This window comes from Streptomyces soli, assembly GCF_003999195.1.
Classification (GTDB): Bacteria; Actinomycetota; Actinomycetes; order Streptomycetales; family Streptomycetaceae; genus Actinacidiphila; species Actinacidiphila soli.
Genome location: NZ_RJVR01000317.1, coordinates 45099 through 63766, shown reverse-complemented (window position 1 = coordinate 63766; position 18668 = coordinate 45099). Strand labels below are relative to the sequence as shown.

Below are 18668 nucleotides of genomic sequence, written 5' to 3'. Positions count from 1 at the left end.
AGGCGAACAAGCGGCAGCTCGACCCCCAGGACGTGGACGCGGTCCGGGACGAGGTCGGGCTCGACTTCCCCCGCGCCTGGGTGGAGTTCCCCGATCCCGCCGACGAGGAACAGGTCTTCCGCTGCGATCTGACCTGGCTCACCTCCCGCTGGACCTGCATTTTCGGTCAGGGCTGCCAGGGCATCGAGGCCGGACGCGCCAGCGACGGCTGCTGCACGCTCGGCGCGCACTTCTCCGATGACGACGACGAGAAGCGGGTCGCCCTCCACGCGGAGCGGCTCACGCCGGAGACTTGGCAGTTCCACGGTCTCGAATGGGCCGAGGTCAACGACGAAGGCGAGCGCCAGACCCGCCGCCACGAGGGCGCCTGCGTCTTCCTCAACCGCCCCGGCTTCCCCGGCGGCGCCGGCTGCGCCCTCCACACCCTCGCCCTCCGGGAAGGCCGCGAGCCGCTCGAGACCAAGCCCGACGTCTGCTGGCAGCTGCCCATCCGTCGTACGTACGAGTGGATCGACCGGCCCGACGACTCCCGCGTCCTCCAGGTCTCCATCTCCGAATACGACCGCCGTGGCTGGGGCCCCGGCGGCCACGACCTCCACTGGTGGTGCACCGGCGCCACGTCCGCGCACGGCGCCGGTGAGCCGGTCTACCTCTCCTACCGCGCCGAGCTCACCGAGCTCATGGGCCCGGCGGGTTACGCCGCCCTGGCCGAGCTCTGTGAGCAGCGGCTCGCCGGGCTCCTGCCCATGGCCCCCCACCCGGCGGACCCGATTTCCTGACGCGGGGCCCGATTCTTCACGCCGCCTTCGGCCACGAAAACCCCTCAGCCGCCCGTCGGGGAGTCGGTCGGGGGCGGGGAGGACTCGCCGGAGGAGGACGGGGAGGGGTCGGTGGGGGTGGGGGAGGGGTCGGGGGAGGGGGACGTGGAGGGGCCGCGGCCGTCGATGGTGACGACGGCGCCGGAGGGGGAGAAGACGACGCGGCCGCGCCAGGGGCCGGAGGGCTCGGAGCGGTGGTCGACGGAGACGGTGATGGTCGTGGTGTCGCCGGGCGACAGGGTCCCGCCGTGCCGGCTGAGGCGGAGCCAGTCCGCACCCGTGGACGCCGTCCAGTGGACGTCGGAGCCGCCGGACGCGGTGAGGGTGATGACCGTGACGTCGCCGCGCGGTTCCGCCGCGATCGTGAGCCGCCCTGGCCCCGCCCCCCGGCTCGGGGCGGCCGACGAGGGCGACGCGGACGCGCCGGCCGTGGCGGAGGAGCCGCCGGCCGTGGCGGAGGAGCGGCCGCCCTCGGACGAGGGGCTGGCAGAGGCGACGGAGACCGAGACGCCGGCCGCAGGGGCGCCGGCCTTGTGGCCGGGGGCGGCGGAATCGGCGGAGCCGGCCTTTTCGTACGGGTAGCCGTCAAGGCCTTCCTGGTCGGTCGCGGAGAGGGCGCCCTCGTCCCGGCTGTCGGGGGCGAGGGAGGTGCCGTGGTAGGCAGCCCAGAGGGCGAGCACGGGCGCCGCGACGACCGCGGCGACCACGGTCGAGGTGACGGCGCGGTGCCGCATACGGGCCCGCCGGGCGGCGCGGTCCTTGAGGTCCATGGGGAAGCCGCGCCGGTCGAAGCGCGGCGTGCCCTCGCGGCTACGCCCCGCACCGGACCGCATGGCGTTCAGCAGGGCCGCGTACGCCGCCGAGCGCGGCGCCTCGATCACGGCGAGCACGGCCGTGGCCGCCGTGGTGGCGGCAAGCCCCGGCCAGGGGCCGGTCGCGACGGCGCGCTCGGCGGTGAAGCGGCAGTCCGGGCACTCGTCGACGTGGGTGACCAGTTCGCGTCGCAGTGCCGTCCCGAGCAGCACCTGGGTGTCCCCGGCGAGCCAGGCCACCGCCGGGCAGCGGCCGAGCTCGACGACGGCGAGCGCCGCCCGGGTCCGCTCGACCTCGCAGGCGGCCTGCGCGAGCATCGCCCGGGCCGCGTCCGGCTCGATGCCGACGACATGCGCCACCTCGTGCGGGGCCAGCTGGTGCCGTACGGCCAGCTCCAGCGCCTCACGTTGCTCCGGCGTCGTACCGGCCGCCTCCGGCCAGGCCAGCGCCGACAGCTCGCGCCGGCGCTGCGCCGCGACCTCGGCCGAGGCTTTTCCCGGCACCGGGCGCCCTTCCTCGGACAGCCTTCGCAGGCATGCCCAGCGGGCCAGGGCGTAGAGCCACGGCCGCCGCAGTTCGGGATTGCGGAGCCGGGCGCGCTGCCGTTCCGCCATGGCCAGGACGTCGCCGAGCGCGGAGGCCGCGGCGTCGTGCTCGCACAGCACGGACAGGCAGTAGGTGAACAGCCCGTCCAGGTAGGGCTCGTAATGCGCGGGCGGCTGGGCCGGCAGCGTCCCCTGCGGGCGCCGGCGTGCGCCCCCCGCCGGCGCGTCTGCGCGCATGCGCTGGACCGGCGCGCGGTGTCGGCGGCGCGCGCCGGTTGTCTGCGAGGAGGTTTCAGACCTGCTGCTCATCACTCCGTGACGGTAGGCCCACGGTCTGTACGGGTTCAGCCCTCACGCCGGGCTTTAACCCGTTCGGGTGGCGATCCCGCCCGTACGAGCGACGCCCCGTCGCGACCCTCACTGTCAGCGGCAGCGGATACGGTGCTGCCCATGGCCACCACCCGCACCCGCCCCGCCGCCAAGGACCGCCCCTCCTACCGCTGTACGGAGTGCGGCTGGACGACCGTGAAGTGGCTCGGCCGGTGCGGCGAGTGCCAGGCCTGGGGCACCGTCGAGGAGTACGGCGGGGCCGCGCCGGTGCGCACCACCGCGCCCGGCAGGGTCACGACCCCGGCGAAGCCGATCGGCCAGGTGGACGGCCGCACGGCGACCGCGCGCGGCACCGGCGTGCCGGAGCTGGACCGGGTCCTGGGCGGCGGCCTCGTCCCCGGGGCCGTGGTGCTGCTGGCGGGTGAGCCGGGGGTCGGCAAGTCCACCCTGCTCCTCGACGTGGCCGCGAAGGCGGCGAGCGCGCAGGCCCGCACCCTTTACGTCACCGGTGAGGAGTCCGCCTCCCAGGTGCGGCTGCGGGCCGACCGGATCGGCGCCCTGGCCGACCACCTCTACCTCGCCGCCGAGACCAACCTGGCCGCAGTCCTGGGCCACCTGGACGACGTGAAGCCGTCGCTGCTGGTCCTGGACTCCGTCCAGACCGTGGCCTCGCCCGAGATCGACGGCGCGCCCGGCGGCATGGCCCAGGTCCGCGAGGTCGCCGGCGCGCTGATCCGGGCCTCCAAGGAACGCGGGATGTCCACGATCCTCGTCGGCCATGTCACCAAGGACGGCTCCATCGCCGGCCCGCGCCTGCTGGAGCACCTCGTCGACGTCGTGCTCTCCTTCGAGGGCGACCGGCACGCCCGCCTCCGCCTGATCCGCGGCATCAAGAACCGCTACGGCGCCACCGACGAGGTCGGCTGCTTCGAGCTGCACGACGAGGGCATCACCGGCCTCACCGACCCCTCCGGCCTCTTCCTCACCCGCCGCGACGAGCCGGTCCCGGGCACCTGCCTGACCGTCACCCTCGAAGGCAAGCGGCCGCTGGTCGCCGAGGTCCAGGCGCTGACCGTCGACACCCAGATCCCCTCCCCCCGGCGGACGACCTCCGGACTGGAGAACTCGCGGGTGTCGATGATGCTGGCCGTTCTCGAGCAGCGTGGCCGGATCAAGGCCATCGGAAAGCAGGACATCTACACCGCCACGGTCGGCGGCGTAAAGCTCACAGAACCCGCCGCCGACCTCGCCGTGGCGCTCGCGCTCGCCAGCGCCGCCATCGACACGCCCCTTCCGAAGAACCTGGTCGCGGTCGGCGAGGTGGGGCTCGCGGGCGAGGTCAGGAGGGTCACGGGGGTGCAGCGCCGGCTCGCGGAGGCGTATCGGCTCGGCTTCACACACGCCCTCGTACCACCGGACCCGGGTCGCGTCCCGGACGGAATGAAGGTGACGGAAGTGACGGACATAGGGGACGCGCTGCGTGTCCTGCCGAAGAGGGCCCCACGCCCCTGACACTTCCGACGGTAAACTTTGCCCTGGTCTCGCCCATCCGGGCATTCGTAGCGACCGGAGGAGTGAAGTGGCAGCCAACGACCGGGCGACAGCTCCCGGCAAGTCCGGCGGGGGTACCGGCCTCGATGGCCTGATGCGCGCCTCGCTCAGTGCCGTCGCCCCCGGCACGCATTTGCGTGACGGGCTGGAGCGGATCCTGCGCGGAAACACGGGCGGTCTCATCGTCCTGGGCATGGACAAGACGGTCGAGTCGCTGTGCTCCGGCGGCTTCGTCCTGGACGTGGAGTTCAGCGCCACGCGCCTGCGTGAGCTGTGCAAGCTCGACGGCGCGCTGATCCTCGACAACGGCATCACCAAGATCGTGCGGGCCGGCGTCCAGCTCGTGCCCGACGCCGCGATCCCCACCGAGGAGACCGGCACCCGCCACCGCACCGCGCAGCGCGTCTCCATCCAGACCGGCTTCCCCGTCGTCTCCGTCAGCCAGTCCATGCGGCTGATCGCGCTGTACGTCGACGGCCAGCGCCGGGTCCTGGAGGACTCCGCCGCGATCCTGTCCCGGGCCAACCAGGCGCTGGCCACCCTCGAGCGCTACAAGCTGCGCCTCGACGAGGTCGCCGGCACCCTCTCCGCCCTGGAGATCGAGGACCTGGTGACGGTCCGCGACGTCACCGCCGTCGCCCAGCGCCTCGAAATGGTCCGCCGCATCGCCACCGAGATCGCCGAGTACGTCGTCGAGCTCGGCACCGACGGCCGCCTGCTCTCCCTCCAGCTCGACGAGCTGATCGCCGGCGTCGAGCCCGAGCGCGAGCTCGTCGTACGCGACTACGTGCCCGAGCCCACCGCCAAGCGCAGCCGCACCGTCCCCGAGGCGCTGGTCGAGCTGGATACCCTCTTCCAGGGCGACCTCCTCGAACTCCCCGCCGTGGCAAGGGCCCTGGGCTACGCGGGCTCGCCGGAAGCGCTGGACTCCGCGGTCTCCCCGCGCGGCTACCGGCTGCTCGCCAAAGTGCCCCGGCTCCCCAACACCGTCATCGAACGGCTCGTCGAGCACTTCGGCGGCCTGCAGAAGCTGCTCGCCGCGAGCGTCGACGACCTCCAGACCGTCGAAGGCGTCGGCGAGGCCCGCGCCCGCTCGGTCCGCGAGGGCCTCTCCCGCCTCGCGGAGTCCTCGATCCTCGAGCGCTACGTCTGATCCGCTAGTCGTTCTTCAGCACGAGTGACGTCTGCTTGGCCGCGAAGCCCGGCAGCTTCGCCTCGACCAGGTACGTGCCCGTCTGGGCCTGGCCGCCCCTCGGGGTGGCGCACTGCGGGGAGCTGGTCGTACGGCCCCACTGGACGGTGTAGGTGGTCGACGCGCCTGCCGGGACCTGCATCAGGTAGGCGCTCTTGTCGACCGGGCAGTCGTCGCTCGCCCAGACGTGGTTGTCATCGACGTCCGTGATGGTGAAGACCGCCGCCGTCGGGCCGAAGTCCAGCTTGCAGGACGTGCCGGTGGAGTTGTGCGCGGTCAGCTGGAACTTGGGCTTCTGGCCGGGGTCGTACGAGTTCTGGGCGCTGCGCAGGGTCAGGGTCACCGCGCTGCTGGTGCAGTCCGGCAGGGTCGATCCGGCCGGCAGCTGCTCGCTGCTTCCGCCGGTGGTGGTTCCGCCGGTGGTGGTTCCGCCGCTGGTTCCGCCGGAGGTCGTGCCGCCGTCGGTGCCGCTGGTGCCCGAGGATGCCGTGGCGCCACCCGAACCGCCGCTTGTCGTACCGGTGTCGCCGCTGCCGCCGGACGAGGTGCTCCCGCTGCCGCCACTGCCGCCGCCCACGGACCCGCCCGGGCGGCTGCTGTTGAGCGGGCCGGTCGCCGAGGGGCCCGGCGTGATCGACGAGGCCGGGGTGTGGCCGTTGTTGCCGTCGGCGCCGTTGCCGCTGCCGCCTCCGCCACGGGAGTTGACGACCCATACGGCCAGCAAGGCCAACAGGGTGATCAGGCACAGCACAACAGCCCGCCGCCGCCAGTAAATGGAGGACGGGAGAGGTCCCACGGGATTGCGCATCGAGCCCACGCGCAAACCTTATGCGCTTTCCCACGAAACCACCGAGGGCACGCGGGACACGCAGGCAACTTGTGTGCCTAATGATCCTTCTGGGCGGGCCCGCGCGACCGTTGTGCGAGGATCGGAAGCGCCATGAGTAAAGATCTCCACGCCCCCGTGATCGACTGGTTCGACGACAACGCGCGCGACCTCCCGTGGCGGCGCCCCGACGCGGGCCCGTGGGGGGTGATGGTCAGTGAGTTCATGCTGCAGCAGACGCCCGTGAGCCGCGTCCTGCCGGTGTACGAGCACTGGCTGGGCCGGTGGCCCACCCCGGCGGCGCTCGCCGCCGAGCCGGCCGGTGAGGCGGTGCGGGCCTGGGGACGGCTGGGGTACCCCCGGCGGGCGCTGCGGCTGCACGCGGCGGCGACGGCGATAGCGCAGCTGCACGGCGGCGAGGTGCCGCGCGACCACGCGCAGCTGCTCGCTCTGCCGGGGATCGGGGAGTACACGGCTGCCGCCGTCGCCTCGTTCGCGTACGGGCAGCGGCATGCGGTGCTGGACACCAATGTGCGCCGGGTGTTCGCCCGGGCGGTGACCGGCACGCAGTTCCCGCCGCAGGCGACGACGGCCGCCGAGCGCCGTACGGCGGCCGGGCTACTGCCGGCCGAGGAGGCAGTGGCGGCACGCTGGGCGGCGGCGACGATGGAGCTGGGCGCTCTGGTGTGCACGGCCCGCAGCCCGGAGTGCGTACGCTGCCCGATCGCGGCGCGGTGTGCGTGGCGGCTGGCGGGCTCGCCGGCGCACGACGGACCGCCCAGGCGTGGCCAGACGTACGCCGGGACTGACCGTCAGGTGCGCGGGAAGCTGCTGGCGGTGCTGCGCGAGGCGCACGGGCCGGTGGAGCAGGCGGTGCTGGACCGGGTCTGGGACGAGCCGGTGCAGCGGGCCCGGGCGCTGGACGGGCTGGTGGCCGACGGCCTCGTGGAGCCGGTCGAGGCCGGCGTCTACCGCTTGCCGGGCTAGGCCCTCCCGAAGCGCGTCCGTTTGTCCGGTTAGGCCCCAAAACACCCCGTCGTTACACAATCGACGGCCGCCTGTGCGAGCGCTGTGCGCGTGCGGTCGCAGAAGCCGGACATCCGCTCCGTAGCGTCAGCCGCATCGTGACCGAGCGATACCGGACGGAGGGACCACCCATGGCGGCGAACGCCCAGGTACTGGACTTTGAGGATTACGTGCGCACACGGCAGGACGCCCTGCTGCGCAGCGCCCGGAGGCTGGTCCCGGACCCGATCGACGCCCAGGACCTGGTCCAGACGGCCCTCGCCCGCACCTACCCGCGCTGGCAGGACATCGCCGACAAGGGCCTGGCGGACGCGTACATGCGCCGGGTCATGATCAACACCCGCACCGAGTGGTGGCGCCAGCGCAAGCTGGAGGAGGTGCCGACCGTCGACCTCCCCGAGGACGCCGTCGACGACTGCACCGAGCAGCGCGCCGACCGCGCCATGCTGCTTGACGCGCTCACCGTCCTCGCCCCGAAGCAGCGGCAGGTCGTCCTGCTGCGCCACTACCGTCAGCTCAGCACCGAGGAGACGGCCGTCGCGCTCGGCATGTCGGTAGGTACGGTGAAGAGCACCCTGCACCGGGCGCTGGCACGACTGCGCGCGGAGCTGGAGCAGAACAGGCACGTCAACGGTTACAGCTACAGCAGGACGGAGGTCGCGTGCGCCGCAGCATAGTCCCGGTCACCGCGGCCGCCACGGTCACCGTGTGCGCCGCTCTGATCGCTGTGGCCAGCTGCCATCACTCCGGCGGTGTACGCGAGGAAGGCACCGCGAACACCGACTCAGCCGCCGTAACGGCCTACGCGACCCCGTCCGCCGCCAGCGGCACCGACCCGGTGAAGCTGCTGAAGAAGGACCGCAAGGTCGCCGCCGACATCCGCGAGGATCTGGTGAGCTGCGGCGCCCATGGCTCCTATCCTGTGGAAGCCCGCTTCGGGGATCTGACCGGGACCTCCTCGGGCGCTCCCACCGACATGGTCGTCAACGTCTCGACCTGCGACGACGTGGGCATCGGAAGCTACGTCTACCGGCTGCAGGACGGGAAGTACCGCAATGTCTTCGTGGACGAGCAGCCGCCCGTCGTCGCCGAGGTCAGCGACGGCGAGCTGAAGGTCACCCATCACGTGTACGACCCGCAGGACTCGGTGTCGAATCCCTCCGGGGAGGACATCACCACCTACCGATGGACGGGCACGCAGTTCAGCCGGGTTTCGTTCACACATCGCGACTACGGCGCCCACTAAGGACTCCCATGGCTGAGACGCACGTCCTGTTCGTGGAGGACGACGACGTCATCCGCGAGGCGACCACACTCGCCCTGGAGCGTGACGGCTTCAAGGTCACCGCCGTGCCCGAGGGACTGGCCGGCCTGCAGGCCTTCCGGGCCGAGCAGCCCGACATCGCCCTGCTCGATGTCATGGTTCCGGGACTGGACGGGGTCAGCCTGTGCCGCCGGATCCGAGACGAGTCGACGGTGCCGGTGATCATGCTGTCGGCGCGGGCGGACGCCATCGACGTCGTCCTGGGTCTGGAGGCGGGCGCCGACGACTACGTCACCAAGCCATTCGACGGCGCCGTGCTGACCGCCAGGATCCGGGCGGTCCTGCGCCGCTTCGGCCAGGCCACGGCAGCGGCCGCCGAGCAGACCGAGGACGGCGGGGCGCTGTCCTTCGGGGACGTGGAGCTGGATCCGGACGCGATGGAGGTGCGGCGCGGCGGTGAGCCGGTCGCGCTGACTCCGACCGAGATGCGGCTGCTGCTGGAGTTCTCCGCCGCCCCCGGGACGGTACTGTCGCGCGACCGGCTTCTGGAGCGGGTCTGGGACTATGGGTGGGGCGGCGACACGCGGGTCGTGGACGTCCACGTACAGCGGCTGCGCGCGAAGATCGGCCAGGACCGGATCGAGACCGTGCGCGGCTTCGGCTACAAGTTGAAGGCGTGAAGGCGGTGCTCACGAAGAAGGTCAGGGACGACACGGAGAGCGCGCCCCCATCCGGGGCGGACGCTCCGGCAAGGGTGCCGCGCGACTCCGCGACCGGCGCCGGGAGCAGCGCACCGAAATCCGCTCCGAAGGCCGCCCGGACCGACGCACGGGCCAACGCCCGCACCGATGGCGAGATCACTTCCAGGGAAGCGGCCAGGCCCGCCCCCCAGCCCCTCCTGGCGCGCGTGCGCCCCGTCAAGATCGGACTGCGCTGGAAGCTGAGCGCCGCGATCGCCGCGGTCTCCGCGCTGGTCGCGATCATGCTCAGCCTGGTCGTCCACAACGCGGCCCGCGCCAGCATGATCGACAATTCCCGTGATGTGCAGAACGAGCGCGTGCAGTTCGCCGAGCGGATCTACGAGTCCACCGGCCGGCTCACCATCAATGCCCGCCTCGACGACCCTGCGCTGCCCGCCCCGCTCAAGCACCTCGCCCAAAAGGGCAAGCGTGCCACCTACGTCCAGCAGACGAGCCACTCCCCCGTCATCTGGGCCGCGACCCCGGTCCCCGGGGGCCGGATCATCTCCCTGCACGCCGGCTTCGCCGACACCTTCTCCGTGCTGACGGACCTCGACCAGGCCCTGACCGCCGGCTCGGCCGCCGTGGTCGGCGGAAGCACGGCCCTGGGTGTCCTCATCGGTGGCCGGCTGTCGCGCCGGCTCCGCAAGGCCGCCGAGGCCGCCGGCCGGGTGGCCGACGGCGAAACCGATGTACGGGTCCGCGACGCCATCGGCGGCCGGGTGCGCGACGAGACCGACGAGCTGGCCCGGGCCATCGACGCCATGGCCGACGCCCTCGCCGGCCGCCTCGAAGCCGAGCGCCGCGTCACCGCCGACATCGCCCACGAGCTGCGGACTCCCGTCACCGGCCTGGTCACCGCCGCCGAGCTGCTGCCCCCGGGCCGCCCCTCGGAGCTCGTACACGACCGGGTCGCCGTCCTGCGCACCCTGATCGAGGACGTCCTGGAGGTCTCCCGCCTCGACGGCGCCGCCGAGCACGCGGACCTGCAGGACGTGGCGCTGGGTGAGTTCGTACGCCGCCGGGTCGTCGTGGCATCGCCGTCCGCGCATGTCGCCATCCGTGGGGACGCGGTCGTACGCACCGACCCGCGGCGCCTCGAACGCGTCCTGGCCAACCTGCTGGCCAACGCCGTCCGGCATGGCAAGCCGCCGATAGAGGTCACCGTCGACGGGCCGTCCGTCCAGGTCCGCGACTACGGCCCCGGCTTCCCGGACGACCTGCTCCGCGACGGCCCCAGCCGGTTCCGCACCGGCTCCGCCGACCGCGCGGGCAGTGGCCACGGCCTGGGCCTGACCATCGCGGTCGGCCAGACCCGCGTGCTCGGCGCCCGGCTCACCTTCCGCAACGCCCCGCCGCAGGATGGCGGCGGGGCGATCGCCGAGCTAGTCCTGCCGGGCGAGTAGCGAGTCGGCCGGCGGAGCCTCTTCCTCGGCCGGCTTCGGCAGGGCCCCGCGGAGCGGGATCTCCTTCACGAAGAACGACGCCGCGAAGCCCACGACGCTGACCGCCGCGCCCCACAGGAAGACGTTGTGCGTACCGGACGCGACCGCGTGCAGGTACGCGTCCTTCACCGCCGGCGGCAGCTTCGCCAGGCTGGCCATGTCCAGCTGCGCCGACCCCGAGGTCGCCGACGCGCCTGCCTGGCCGGACCGTGCCGTCATCGTGGCGCTGACCTGGTGCGTGAAGATCGCGCCGAAGAGCGAGACGCCGAACGAGCCACCGATGGTCCGGAAGAGGGTCGAGGACGACGAGCCCACGCCCATGTCCTTCATCTCGACGCTGTTCTGCGCGATCAGCATCGTGATCTGCATCAGGAAGCCCATGCCCGCGCCCAGCACGGCCATGTACAGCCCCGAGGTGAAGCGGGTGGTCCCGGTGTCCATCGTCGACAGCAGGTAGAGCCCGACGGTGATCAGCGCGCCGCCGACGATCGGGAAGACCTTGTAGCGGCCGGTCTGCGTCGTCACCCGTCCGGCGATCAGCGACACGACCATCATCGCCAGCAGCATCGGCAGGAGCAGCAGGCCGGAGTTCGTCGCCGACGCGCCCTGCACGATCTGCTGGAACAGCGGCAGGAAGGTCATCGACCCGAACATCACGAAGCCGACTTGGAAGCCGATCACCGAGATCAGCGAGAAGTTGCGGCTGCGGAAGATGTGCAGCGGCAGCACCGGCTCCGCCGCCCGCGTCTCGGCGTAGAGGAAGGCCGCGAGCGCGGCGACTCCGAGCACCAGCAGCCCGATGATCTGGGCCGAGCCCCAGGCGTACTGGTTGCCGCCCCAGGTGGTGAGCAGGACGAGCGAGGTGATGCCGACGGTCAACAGGGCGGCGCCGAGGTAGTCGATGCGGGCCTCGACCCGCTTCTTCGGCAGGTGCAGCACCGCTGAGATCATGAACAGGGCGACCGCGCCGAGCGGCAGGTTGATGTAGAAGCTCCAGCGCCAGCCCCAGTTGTCGGTGATCGTGCCACCGACCAGCGGGCCGCCGATCATCGCCACGGCCATCACGCCGGCGATCATGCCCTGGTACTTGCCGCGCTCCCGGGGCGGGATCAGGTCACCGATGATCGCCATCACACCGACCATCAGGCCGCCCGCGCCCAGGCCCTGGATGGCGCGGAAGACGATCAGCTGCCCCATGTCCTGCGCCATGCCGGACAGCGCCGAGCCGATCAGGAAGATCACGATCGACGACATGAAGATGCCCTTGCGGCCATACATGTCGCCGAGCTTTCCCCAGATCGGGGTCGAGGCGGCGGTCGCGAGGGTGTACGCGGTGACCACCCACGACAGGTGGTTCAGACCCCCCAGTTCACCGACGATGGTCGGCATCGCGGTGCCGACGATCATGTTGTCGAGCATCGCGAGCAACATCGCGATCATCAGCCCGAACAGCACCACCCGCACGCTGCGCTGCGGTGGCTGCTGTGTCGTCGCCATGTCCAGCTCCCCTTACTTGCCGACCGGCTAGTTGTTTTATTGTGTGACAGTAGGCAATCGCTAGCCGGTCGTCAAGTAAGTTAAAGTTTGCGCATGGCTACGCCGCATGTACGCAAGGGTGATACGCGACACCGCATCCAGGACGTCGCGCTGTCGCTCTTCGCCGAGCAGGGGTACGAGAAGACCTCCCTGCGCGAGATCGCCGAGCACCTCGACGTCACGAAGGCGGCCCTTTACTACCACTTCAAGACCAAAGAGGACATCCTCATCAGCATCGTTGACGACCTGGCCAGGCCCGTCGACGAGCTGATCGACTGGGCCGAGGGCCAGCCCCGCACTCTCGCCACCAAGCAGGAGATCCTGCGCCGCTACAGCGAAACCCTCTGGGGAGCGGCCGAGCTCTTCCGCTTCATGCAGGAGAACCAGGCCACGGTGCGCGAGCTCAGCATCGGCGAGACCTTCAAGTCAAAGATCCAGGCCCTGGGCGAGCTGCTCAAGGAGCCCGAGTACTCCATGACCGACCAGGTCCGCTGCATCACCGCGCTCTTCTCGATGCACGCCGGCATGTTCGCCATGCAGAGCATCGAGGGCGACCCCGACGACAAACGCGCCGCCATCCTCGAGGTCGCCCAGGGCCTCATCGCCGACGCCCACCGCGACGCCCACCGGGGTCAGACCGACACGCCCTGATGCCGCAGGAAGGGCAGCGCCGCTGGTAATTACCCAGGACCAACGGGCAATTCCCCCGGGACCAGGTCCCCGGCCCGGCAGGACCTGACGGCAGACAAAAAGGGGCTGCCCCGGACCGTACGAAACGGTCCGGGGCAGCCCCTTTGATCGGTGCCTGAGCGCTGGGCGCTTACGCTTCCTTGCTCAGGTTCGGGCCGGCGCCACCGGAGCCGGCGGCCGCGACCGGCGGAGCGTCGGCCACGGCGACCTTTTCCTCGCCGCGGAAGGTGAACTTGGCGGCATCGCCTTCACCCTCGGTGCCGACGACCACGATGTGGCCGGGACGGAGCTCGGAGAAGAGGATCTTCTCGGAGAGCGCGTCCTCGATCTCGCGCTGGATGGTCCGGCGCAGCGGCCGGGCGCCCAGCACGGGGTCGTAGCCCTTCTTGGCGAGCAGCGACTTGGCGTCGGAGCTGAGCTCGATGCCCATGTCCCGGTCCTTGAGCCGCTCGTCCACCCGGGCGATCATGAGGTCGACGATCTGGATGATGTCTTCCTCGGTGAGCTGGTGGAAGACGACGATGTCGTCGACACGGTTCAGGAACTCGGGGCGGAAGTGCTGCTTGAGCTCTTCGCCGACCTTGGCCTTCATCCGCTCGTACCCGGTCTTGACATCACCCGCGGCCGCGAAGCCGAGGTTGAAGCCCTTGGAGATGTCCCGGGTGCCGAGGTTGGTGGTCATGATGATGACCGTGTTCTTGAAGTCCACGACCCGGCCCTGGGAGTCGGTCAGGCGACCGTCCTCCAGGATCTGCAGCAGGCTGTTGAAGATATCCGGGTGGGCCTTCTCGACCTCGTCGAAGAGGACGACGGAGAAGGGCTTACGGCGCACCTTTTCGGTGAGCTGGCCACCCTCTTCGTAGCCGACGTATCCAGGCGGGGAGCCGAAGAGCCGGGAGACCGTGTGCTTCTCCGAGAACTCCGACATGTCGAGCTGGATGAGCGCGTCCTCGTCACCGAAGAGGAATTCGGCGAGCGTCTTGCTCAGCTCCGTCTTTCCGACGCCCGAGGGGCCGGCGAAGATGAACGAGCCACCGGGACGCTTCGGGTCCTTCAGACCGGCCCGCGTACGGCGGATGGCCTGGGAAAGGGCCTTGATGGCGTCCTTCTGGCCGATGACGCGCTTGTGGAGCTCGTCCTCCATGCGCAGGAGACGCGAGGACTCCTCTTCCGTGAGCTTGAAGACGGGGATTCCGGTCGCGGTCGCCAGGACCTCGGCGATCAGCTCGCCGTCGACCTCGGCGACGACGTCCATGTCGCCGGCCTTCCACTCCTTCTCCCGCTTGGTCTTCGCGGAAAGCAGCTGCTTCTCCTTGTCACGGAGAGAGGCTGCCTTCTCGAAGTCCTGGGAGTCGATCGCGGACTCCTTCTCCCGGCGCACGTCGGCGATCTTCTCGTCGAATTCGCGCAGGTCCGGCGGGGCGGTCATCCGGCGGATACGCATCCGGGAGCCGGCCTCGTCGATCAGGTCGATCGCCTTGTCCGGCAGGAAGCGGTCCGAGATGTACCGGTCGGCCAGGGTGGCGGCCTGGACGAGGGCCTCGTCGGTGATGGAGACGCGGTGGTGGGCCTCATAACGGTCCCGCAGACCCTTGAGGATCTCGATGGTGTGCGGGAGCGACGGCTCGGCGACCTGGATGGGCTGGAAGCGGCGCTCAAGGGCCGCGTCCTTCTCCAGGTGCTTGCGGTACTCGTCGAGCGTGGTGGCGCCGATGGTCTGCAGCTCGCCTCGCGCCAGCATGGGCTTGAGGATCGAGGCGGCGTCGATCGCGCCCTCGGCGGCGCCCGCACCCACGAGGGTGTGGAGCTCGTCGATGAACAGGATGATGTCGCCTCGGGTGCGGATCTCCTTGAGGACCTTCTTCAGGCGCTCCTCGAAGTCACCGCGGTACCGGGATCCGGCGACCAGGGCGCCGAGGTCCAGGGTGTAGAGCTGCTTGTCCTTCAGCGTCTCGGGCACCTCGCCCTTGACGATGGCCTGAGCGAGGCCCTCGACCACGGCGGTCTTGCCGACGCCGGGCTCGCCGATGAGGACGGGGTTGTTCTTGGTACGGCGGGACAGCACCTGCATGACCCGCTCGATCTCCTTCTCGCGCCCGATGACCGGGTCGAGCTTGGACTCACGAGCAGCCTGGGTCAGGTTGCGGCCGAACTGGTCCAGGACGAGGGAGGTCGAGGGGGTGCCCTCGGCCGGGCCGCCTGCCGTGGCGGCCTCCTTGCCCTGGTAGCCGGAGAGCAGCTGGATGACCTGCTGCCGGACCCGGTTCAGATCGGCGCCCAGCTTGACCAGGACCTGGGCGGCGACGCCCTCGCCCTCGCGGATCAGGCCGAGCAGGATGTGCTCCGTACCGATGTAGTTGTGGCCGAGCTGGAGGGCCTCACGGAGCGAAAGCTCCAGGACCTTCTTGGCACGCGGGGTGAAGGGGATGTGCCCGGACGGGGCCTGCTGCCCCTGTCCGATGATCTCCTCAACCTGCTGGCGGACCGCCTCGAGCGAAATCCCGAGGCTCTCCAGGGCCTTAGCGGCGACACCCTCACCCTCGTGGATGAGACCCAGGAGGATGTGCTCGGTGCCGATGTAGTTGTGGTTGAGCATCCGGGCTTCTTCCTGAGCCAGGACGACAACCCGCCGCGCGCGGTCGGTGAACCTCTCGAACATCGTTAATCGCTCCTCAGAGCGGTCGGGCAGTTAGGGGTCGGTCCCCTCCCTGTCCTTCCGCATGCTAGTCCCGCACAGCGGGGCAGCTCTTCTCAACCGTCGCACCTGCCCGGGACCGTTTGGCCCCGCACAGCCGACAACAGCTCCAACCCGATGGTGCGAGACGATGTTCCCGCAGGCCAGGCGGATGCACCTTTATCCAGTACGCCCAGGGCGAACGCCCGCCTCGCCGACACGCCAGTCGTCCCTTCCCACTAGGACTTTCTTACCCGCTCGCACTGACACTCCATGCCGTATTCACCGTAGGTGTCTGCTAAGGGCGAACACGCTTGCGCGGGAATGACCGGCGAGTTGATTACGATGGGTAACAATCGGATACTCCTCGTAACCTGACGCGCCCGTGTCAGTTGCACGGGGCATGGGCTGCTACGAGGATGCGTACGACGTGCTCGACGTGCCCGCCGAGGCGGGGTTCCAGGTGCTGGACCGCTTCACGGCCACCGGGCCGGTCGCTCTGCGGGGGCGGCGCATGCAGTTCCTGGTGGCGCCGGACAGCGCCGAAGATCTGCCCGGGCTGCTGGAATGGCTGGAGTGGAGCGGGATTCCACTCGATCTCGTGCCGCTCAACGGCAGGGAGGCCGCATGCCACCGATATGCCTCGGCATGGCTGCGACCTCCCGGACCCGATGTACAGCTCCCCGCCCTGAGCCTGGGAGCCGGCACTGCGGGCGTTGGTCTGGCGGCGCTGGTGTCCGCGCTGGCGAACGCCTGCCACCGGCTCCGGCTACGGGAATTCGTGCCGGATCAGCCGTGCGCCTTCTCGTACGCCTCACGGATGGTCGCGGGGACGCGGCCACGGTCGTTGACCTCATAGCCCTTCTCCTTGGCCCAGGCGCGGATCTTCGCGGTGTCCTGGCCCGCAGAGGAGCCGCCACGAGCGGCCTTGACCGCACGGCCGCGGCCGGCCCGGCCACCGGTGCGGCGGCCACTGTCGAGATACGGGGTCAGCAGACCCCGGAGCTTGTCGGCGTTGGCGGTGGTGAGGTCGATCTCGTACGTCACTCCATCGAGCGCGAACGTCACGGTCTCATCCGCCTCGCCGCCGTCGAGGTCGTCAACAAGAAGGACCTGAACCTTCTGTGCCACCGGCTTTCCTTTCATCGAATACGGATAACCCGTAAAAGCAAAGCGCCTTTTCCCGGAAAACACAAACCCCTTGGACGAACTCATCCTGATCCCCATGCTTCGATGAGGGGACGATTCGGACATACGGTTCTGCGATCAGTCCGGTTAGAGGTGCAGCAGCATGCGGCTGTTACCCAAGGTGTTGGGTTTCACCCGTTCGAGGTCCAGGAACTCCGCGACACCCTCGTCATTGGAACGCAGCAGCTCACCGAAGACATCGCCGTCCACCGGCGTCTCGCCGATCTCGACGAAGCCGTGCTTCGCGAAGAAGTCCACTTCGAAGGTGAGACAGAAAATTCGGCGTACTCCCAGCCAGCGCGCGGTCTGCAGCAGCTTCTCCAGGACGAGATGACCGATACCCTTCCCGTGCTGCGTGGGATCGACCGCGAGAGTGCGTACCTCGGCGAGATCCTCCCACATCACATGGAGTGCGCCGCAGGCGATGACTTCGGCGTCCTGATCCCGTTCGGCGACCCAGAACTCCTGGATGTCCTCGTAAAGCGTCACCGTCGCCTTGTCGAGCAGGATGCGATCGCGCACATAGGAGTCGAGCAACCTGCGGATCGACCGCACATCGCTCGTACGGGCCCTTCGGATGGTCACGTCTTTTGATGCGACAGGCATGAGCGGACGCTATCGCCCGTTCGATCCATCGGACGCTCCGGGGTCGGTGGACTGCACCACGCGCATTGCGTCCCGGAGTGCTTCCCGCTGTTCCGGCGACATCATCCCGAAGAAGGCCACAAGGGCCGCGGCGGGGTTGTCACTGGCCGACCAGGCCTCGTTCATCAGAGCCGCCGAGTAAGCGGCCCGGGTGGAAACGGCCTCATAGCGATAGGCGCGGCCTTCGGCTTCCCGCCGTAGCCAGCCCTTCTGATGGAGGTTGTCCATTACGGTCATGACCGTCGTGTACGCGATCGTACGGTCACGACGCAGGTCTTCCAGCACTTCGCGAACCGTCACCGGGCGGTTCCACTCCCACACCCTGGTCATGACGGCGTCTTCGAGGTCTCCCAATGGACGTGGCACACCCGAATAGTAGTGGCCTGGGCCGCGTCAAATGCCGGAAATACTCAAAATGCCGGATCTTGTCGCCGGATCTTGAATTTCAGACCCGGGGTCCGGCGCCGTTCGCCTGCCGGGTGGCCTCCGCCTGCGTGAGGGCGGAGTCCACCGCGGCGTCCTCCTTCGACTTGTTCGCCCCGCCCTGGCTCTTGATCAGGGTCCGGATGAGGAAGGTGAAGGCGACGGCCATCACTGCGGGGGGCACGAGTGCGGAGACATAGTCCATGGGTCCAGAGTAGCCAGGCCCTTTCCGGGCGGGACCCAGGGCCCCTGCGCGCGTTCAGCCGGTGGCGCGCTCGTGCTGCTCCTCCGGCGGGGGCGGCGGGCCGGGCGGGACCTGTGGGGCCTCGCGGCGGCGCTTGGGCCAGATCTCGGCGGGCGTCGGCACCTTGCGCTTGGGGTCGGACTCGGGCTTGGCCGGCTGGGGCCTCGGCTTGCGCTCGTCGGCGTCGTTCCGGCCACCGGGCAGGGCGAGGAGCCGGGGCCTGGCCGGAGCCGGGATGCGGGCCGGGAGACGGGCCGCCAGGCGGGCCCGTACGTCCAGCTCCGCCACGTGCTCGCAGCGCCGCAGCATTCCGGCCCTGCGGCGGGCCTCGACGGCTCCGCAGGGCTCGTCGCGCAGGTGACGCAGGGCCGCGAGGTCGTCGGGCCCGGGGACGTAACCGGTGTCGAGCGCGCCGCGCAGCCGTTCGAGATAGCCGGCCGCGCTGCCCGGGAGCGCGGCCCGGTAGCGGGCGAGCTCGGCGAGCAGGAACGTCCGCAGACGCCCGCCCTCCCGGCTCGCCTCGTCCACCGCCTCGGCGAGCCGGAGGCACTCCTGGACGTCCTCGGGGGTGGGTGTGGTGGGCTGGAGGGCCGCTGCGAGGGCGCGCCGGAGCACGCGCAGTTCATCCGCGCTGAACGCCATGCCGCCTCGGGACCCGTGTGGCGTGGGCATGGAATGACTTTACGTACTAACCGGACAAAATTCGCGTAACCAGATA

At 70.3% G+C, this 18668-nt stretch carries 19 protein-coding genes; 10 read left to right on the top strand and 9 right to left on the bottom strand.

Going from position 1 to position 18668, the window contains the following annotated elements; translation table 11 throughout:
- Positions 1-32 precede the first annotated feature (32 nt).
- Positions 33-779, top strand: a complete 747-nt coding sequence (locus tag EFK10_RS36580) for a hypothetical protein (protein ID WP_127359969.1) — start codon at positions 33-35, stop codon at positions 777-779.
- Positions 780-823: 44 nt separating this feature from the next.
- Here the strand turns inward: EFK10_RS36580 and EFK10_RS48065 are convergent, their stop codons facing one another.
- Positions 824-2413 (bottom strand): BACON domain-containing protein, encoded by a 1590-nt coding sequence (locus EFK10_RS48065; protein ID WP_164836293.1) that lies wholly within the window; start codon positions 2411-2413, stop codon positions 824-826.
- 213 nt (positions 2414-2626) lie between these two features.
- Between EFK10_RS48065 and radA the strand changes: the two genes are divergently transcribed.
- A complete protein-coding gene (gene radA, locus EFK10_RS36565) occupies positions 2627-4018 on the top strand; it encodes a DNA repair protein RadA (RefSeq protein WP_127359942.1) in 1392 nt (463 codons plus the stop codon).
- 67 nt (positions 4019-4085) lie between these two features.
- The gene (disA, locus tag EFK10_RS36560) at positions 4086-5210 is read left to right on the top strand and encodes a DNA integrity scanning diadenylate cyclase DisA (RefSeq protein WP_127359941.1); all 1125 of its coding nucleotides are present in this window, start codon (positions 4086-4088) and stop codon (positions 5208-5210) included.
- A gap of 4 nt (positions 5211-5214) precedes the next feature.
- Here disA and EFK10_RS36555 read toward each other — a convergent pair whose 3' ends face one another.
- The gene (locus EFK10_RS36555) at positions 5215-6045 is read right to left on the bottom strand and encodes a hypothetical protein (protein WP_322973449.1); all 831 of its coding nucleotides are present in this window, start codon (positions 6043-6045) and stop codon (positions 5215-5217) included.
- Positions 6046-6189: 144 nt separating this feature from the next.
- Here EFK10_RS36555 and EFK10_RS36550 point away from each other — a divergent pair, with 144 nt between their 5' ends.
- The 5 genes from EFK10_RS36550 to EFK10_RS36530 all read left to right on the top strand — a co-directional run bounded on the left by EFK10_RS36550 (position 6190) and on the right by EFK10_RS36530 (position 10511).
- Complete coding sequence (locus EFK10_RS36550) at positions 6190-7062, top strand: HhH-GPD family protein (protein WP_127359939.1); 873 nt, start codon at positions 6190-6192, stop codon at positions 7060-7062.
- 170 nt (positions 7063-7232) lie between these two features.
- Positions 7233-7778, top strand: coding sequence for a SigE family RNA polymerase sigma factor (locus EFK10_RS36545; RefSeq protein ID WP_127359938.1), 546 nt, complete (start codon positions 7233-7235; stop codon positions 7776-7778).
- Positions 7763-8347, top strand: coding sequence for a hypothetical protein (locus EFK10_RS36540; RefSeq protein ID WP_240677691.1), 585 nt, complete (start codon positions 7763-7765; stop codon positions 8345-8347). The genes EFK10_RS36545 and EFK10_RS36540 overlap by 16 nt, the downstream gene beginning before the upstream one ends.
- Before the next feature lie 8 nt (positions 8348-8355).
- Positions 8356-9045, top strand: coding sequence for a two-component system response regulator CseB (gene cseB, locus EFK10_RS36535; RefSeq protein WP_127359937.1), 690 nt, complete (start codon positions 8356-8358; stop codon positions 9043-9045).
- Positions 9046-9347: 302 nt separating this feature from the next.
- Positions 9348-10511: a sensor histidine kinase gene (locus EFK10_RS36530; protein ID WP_407647222.1), complete on the top strand. Its 1164-nt coding sequence runs from the start codon at positions 9348-9350 to the stop codon at positions 10509-10511.
- Here the strand turns inward: EFK10_RS36530 and EFK10_RS36525 are convergent.
- Entirely contained in the window at positions 10491-12047 is a 1557-nt protein-coding gene (locus tag EFK10_RS36525; protein ID WP_206305729.1) for an MDR family MFS transporter, read from the bottom strand. The genes EFK10_RS36530 and EFK10_RS36525 overlap by 21 nt on opposite strands.
- A gap of 93 nt (positions 12048-12140) precedes the next feature.
- On the opposite strand from EFK10_RS36525, the gene EFK10_RS36520 reads away from it, so the two are divergent.
- Positions 12141-12737, top strand: a complete 597-nt coding sequence (locus EFK10_RS36520; RefSeq protein ID WP_127359936.1) for a TetR/AcrR family transcriptional regulator — start codon at positions 12141-12143, stop codon at positions 12735-12737.
- A 169-nt stretch (positions 12738-12906) separates the two neighbouring features.
- Here EFK10_RS36520 and EFK10_RS36515 read toward each other — a convergent pair whose 3' ends face one another.
- Positions 12907-15435 (bottom strand): ATP-dependent Clp protease ATP-binding subunit, encoded by a 2529-nt coding sequence (locus EFK10_RS36515; RefSeq protein ID WP_127359935.1) that lies wholly within the window; start codon positions 15433-15435, stop codon positions 12907-12909.
- Positions 15436-15835: 400 nt separating this feature from the next.
- Here EFK10_RS36515 and EFK10_RS36505 point away from each other — a divergent pair, with 400 nt between their 5' ends.
- Positions 15836-16309, top strand: a complete 474-nt coding sequence (locus EFK10_RS36505) for a hypothetical protein (RefSeq protein WP_127359934.1) — start codon at positions 15836-15838, stop codon at positions 16307-16309.
- Here the strand turns inward: EFK10_RS36505 and EFK10_RS36500 are convergent.
- From EFK10_RS36500 to EFK10_RS36480, 5 genes are all read right to left on the bottom strand, one after another.
- Positions 16240-16581 (bottom strand): histone-like nucleoid-structuring protein Lsr2, encoded by a 342-nt coding sequence (locus EFK10_RS36500; protein WP_127359933.1) that lies wholly within the window; start codon positions 16579-16581, stop codon positions 16240-16242. The two genes, EFK10_RS36505 and EFK10_RS36500, sit on opposite strands and share 70 nt — an antisense overlap.
- Before the next feature lie 144 nt (positions 16582-16725).
- Positions 16726-17244: an amino-acid N-acetyltransferase gene (locus tag EFK10_RS36495; protein ID WP_127359932.1), complete on the bottom strand. Its 519-nt coding sequence runs from the start codon at positions 17242-17244 to the stop codon at positions 16726-16728.
- Between the two features lie 9 nt (positions 17245-17253).
- Positions 17254-17649 carry a BlaI/MecI/CopY family transcriptional regulator gene (locus EFK10_RS36490; protein ID WP_127359931.1) on the bottom strand — a complete coding sequence of 132 codons (396 nt, stop codon included), beginning with the start codon at positions 17647-17649 and terminating at the stop codon, positions 17254-17256.
- Positions 17650-17728: 79 nt separating this feature from the next.
- A complete protein-coding gene (locus EFK10_RS36485) occupies positions 17729-17911 on the bottom strand; it encodes a hypothetical protein (RefSeq protein WP_127359930.1) in 183 nt (60 codons plus the stop codon).
- A 54-nt stretch (positions 17912-17965) separates the two neighbouring features.
- Entirely contained in the window at positions 17966-18622 is a 657-nt protein-coding gene (locus tag EFK10_RS36480; RefSeq protein ID WP_127359929.1) for a hypothetical protein, read from the bottom strand.
- Between the last annotated feature and the right edge of the window lie 46 nt (positions 18623-18668).

Excerpts from the sequence above, each read along its gene's own strand:
- cseB (WP_127359937.1), top strand. The coding sequence starts at position 8,356 with ATGGCTGAGACGCACGTCCTGTTCGTGGAGGACGACGACGTCATCCGC.
- EFK10_RS36530 (WP_407647222.1), top strand. The coding sequence starts at position 9,348 with ATGCTCAGCCTGGTCGTCCACAACGCGGCCCGCGCCAGCATGATCGAC.
- EFK10_RS36545 (WP_127359938.1), top strand. The coding sequence starts at position 7,233 with ATGGCGGCGAACGCCCAGGTACTGGACTTTGAGGATTACGTGCGCACA.
- EFK10_RS36550 (WP_127359939.1), top strand. The coding sequence starts at position 6,190 with ATGAGTAAAGATCTCCACGCCCCCGTGATCGACTGGTTCGACGACAAC.
- EFK10_RS36520 (WP_127359936.1), top strand. The coding sequence starts at position 12,141 with ATGGCTACGCCGCATGTACGCAAGGGTGATACGCGACACCGCATCCAG.
- EFK10_RS36515 (WP_127359935.1), bottom strand. The coding sequence starts at position 15,435 with ATGTTCGAGAGGTTCACCGACCGCGCGCGGCGGGTTGTCGTCCTGGCT.
- EFK10_RS36525 (WP_206305729.1), bottom strand. The coding sequence starts at position 12,047 with ATGGCGACGACACAGCAGCCACCGCAGCGCAGCGTGCGGGTGGTGCTG.
- EFK10_RS36495 (WP_127359932.1), bottom strand. The coding sequence starts at position 17,244 with ATGCCTGTCGCATCAAAAGACGTGACCATCCGAAGGGCCCGTACGAGC.
- EFK10_RS36485 (WP_127359930.1), bottom strand. The coding sequence starts at position 17,911 with ATGGACTATGTCTCCGCACTCGTGCCCCCCGCAGTGATGGCCGTCGCC.
- radA (WP_127359942.1), top strand. The coding sequence starts at position 2,627 with ATGGCCACCACCCGCACCCGCCCCGCCGCCAAGGACCGCCCCTCCTAC.
- EFK10_RS36480 (WP_127359929.1), bottom strand. The coding sequence starts at position 18,622 with ATGCCCACGCCACACGGGTCCCGAGGCGGCATGGCGTTCAGCGCGGAT.
- EFK10_RS48065 (WP_164836293.1), bottom strand. The coding sequence starts at position 2,413 with ATGCGCGCAGACGCGCCGGCGGGGGGCGCACGCCGGCGCCCGCAGGGG.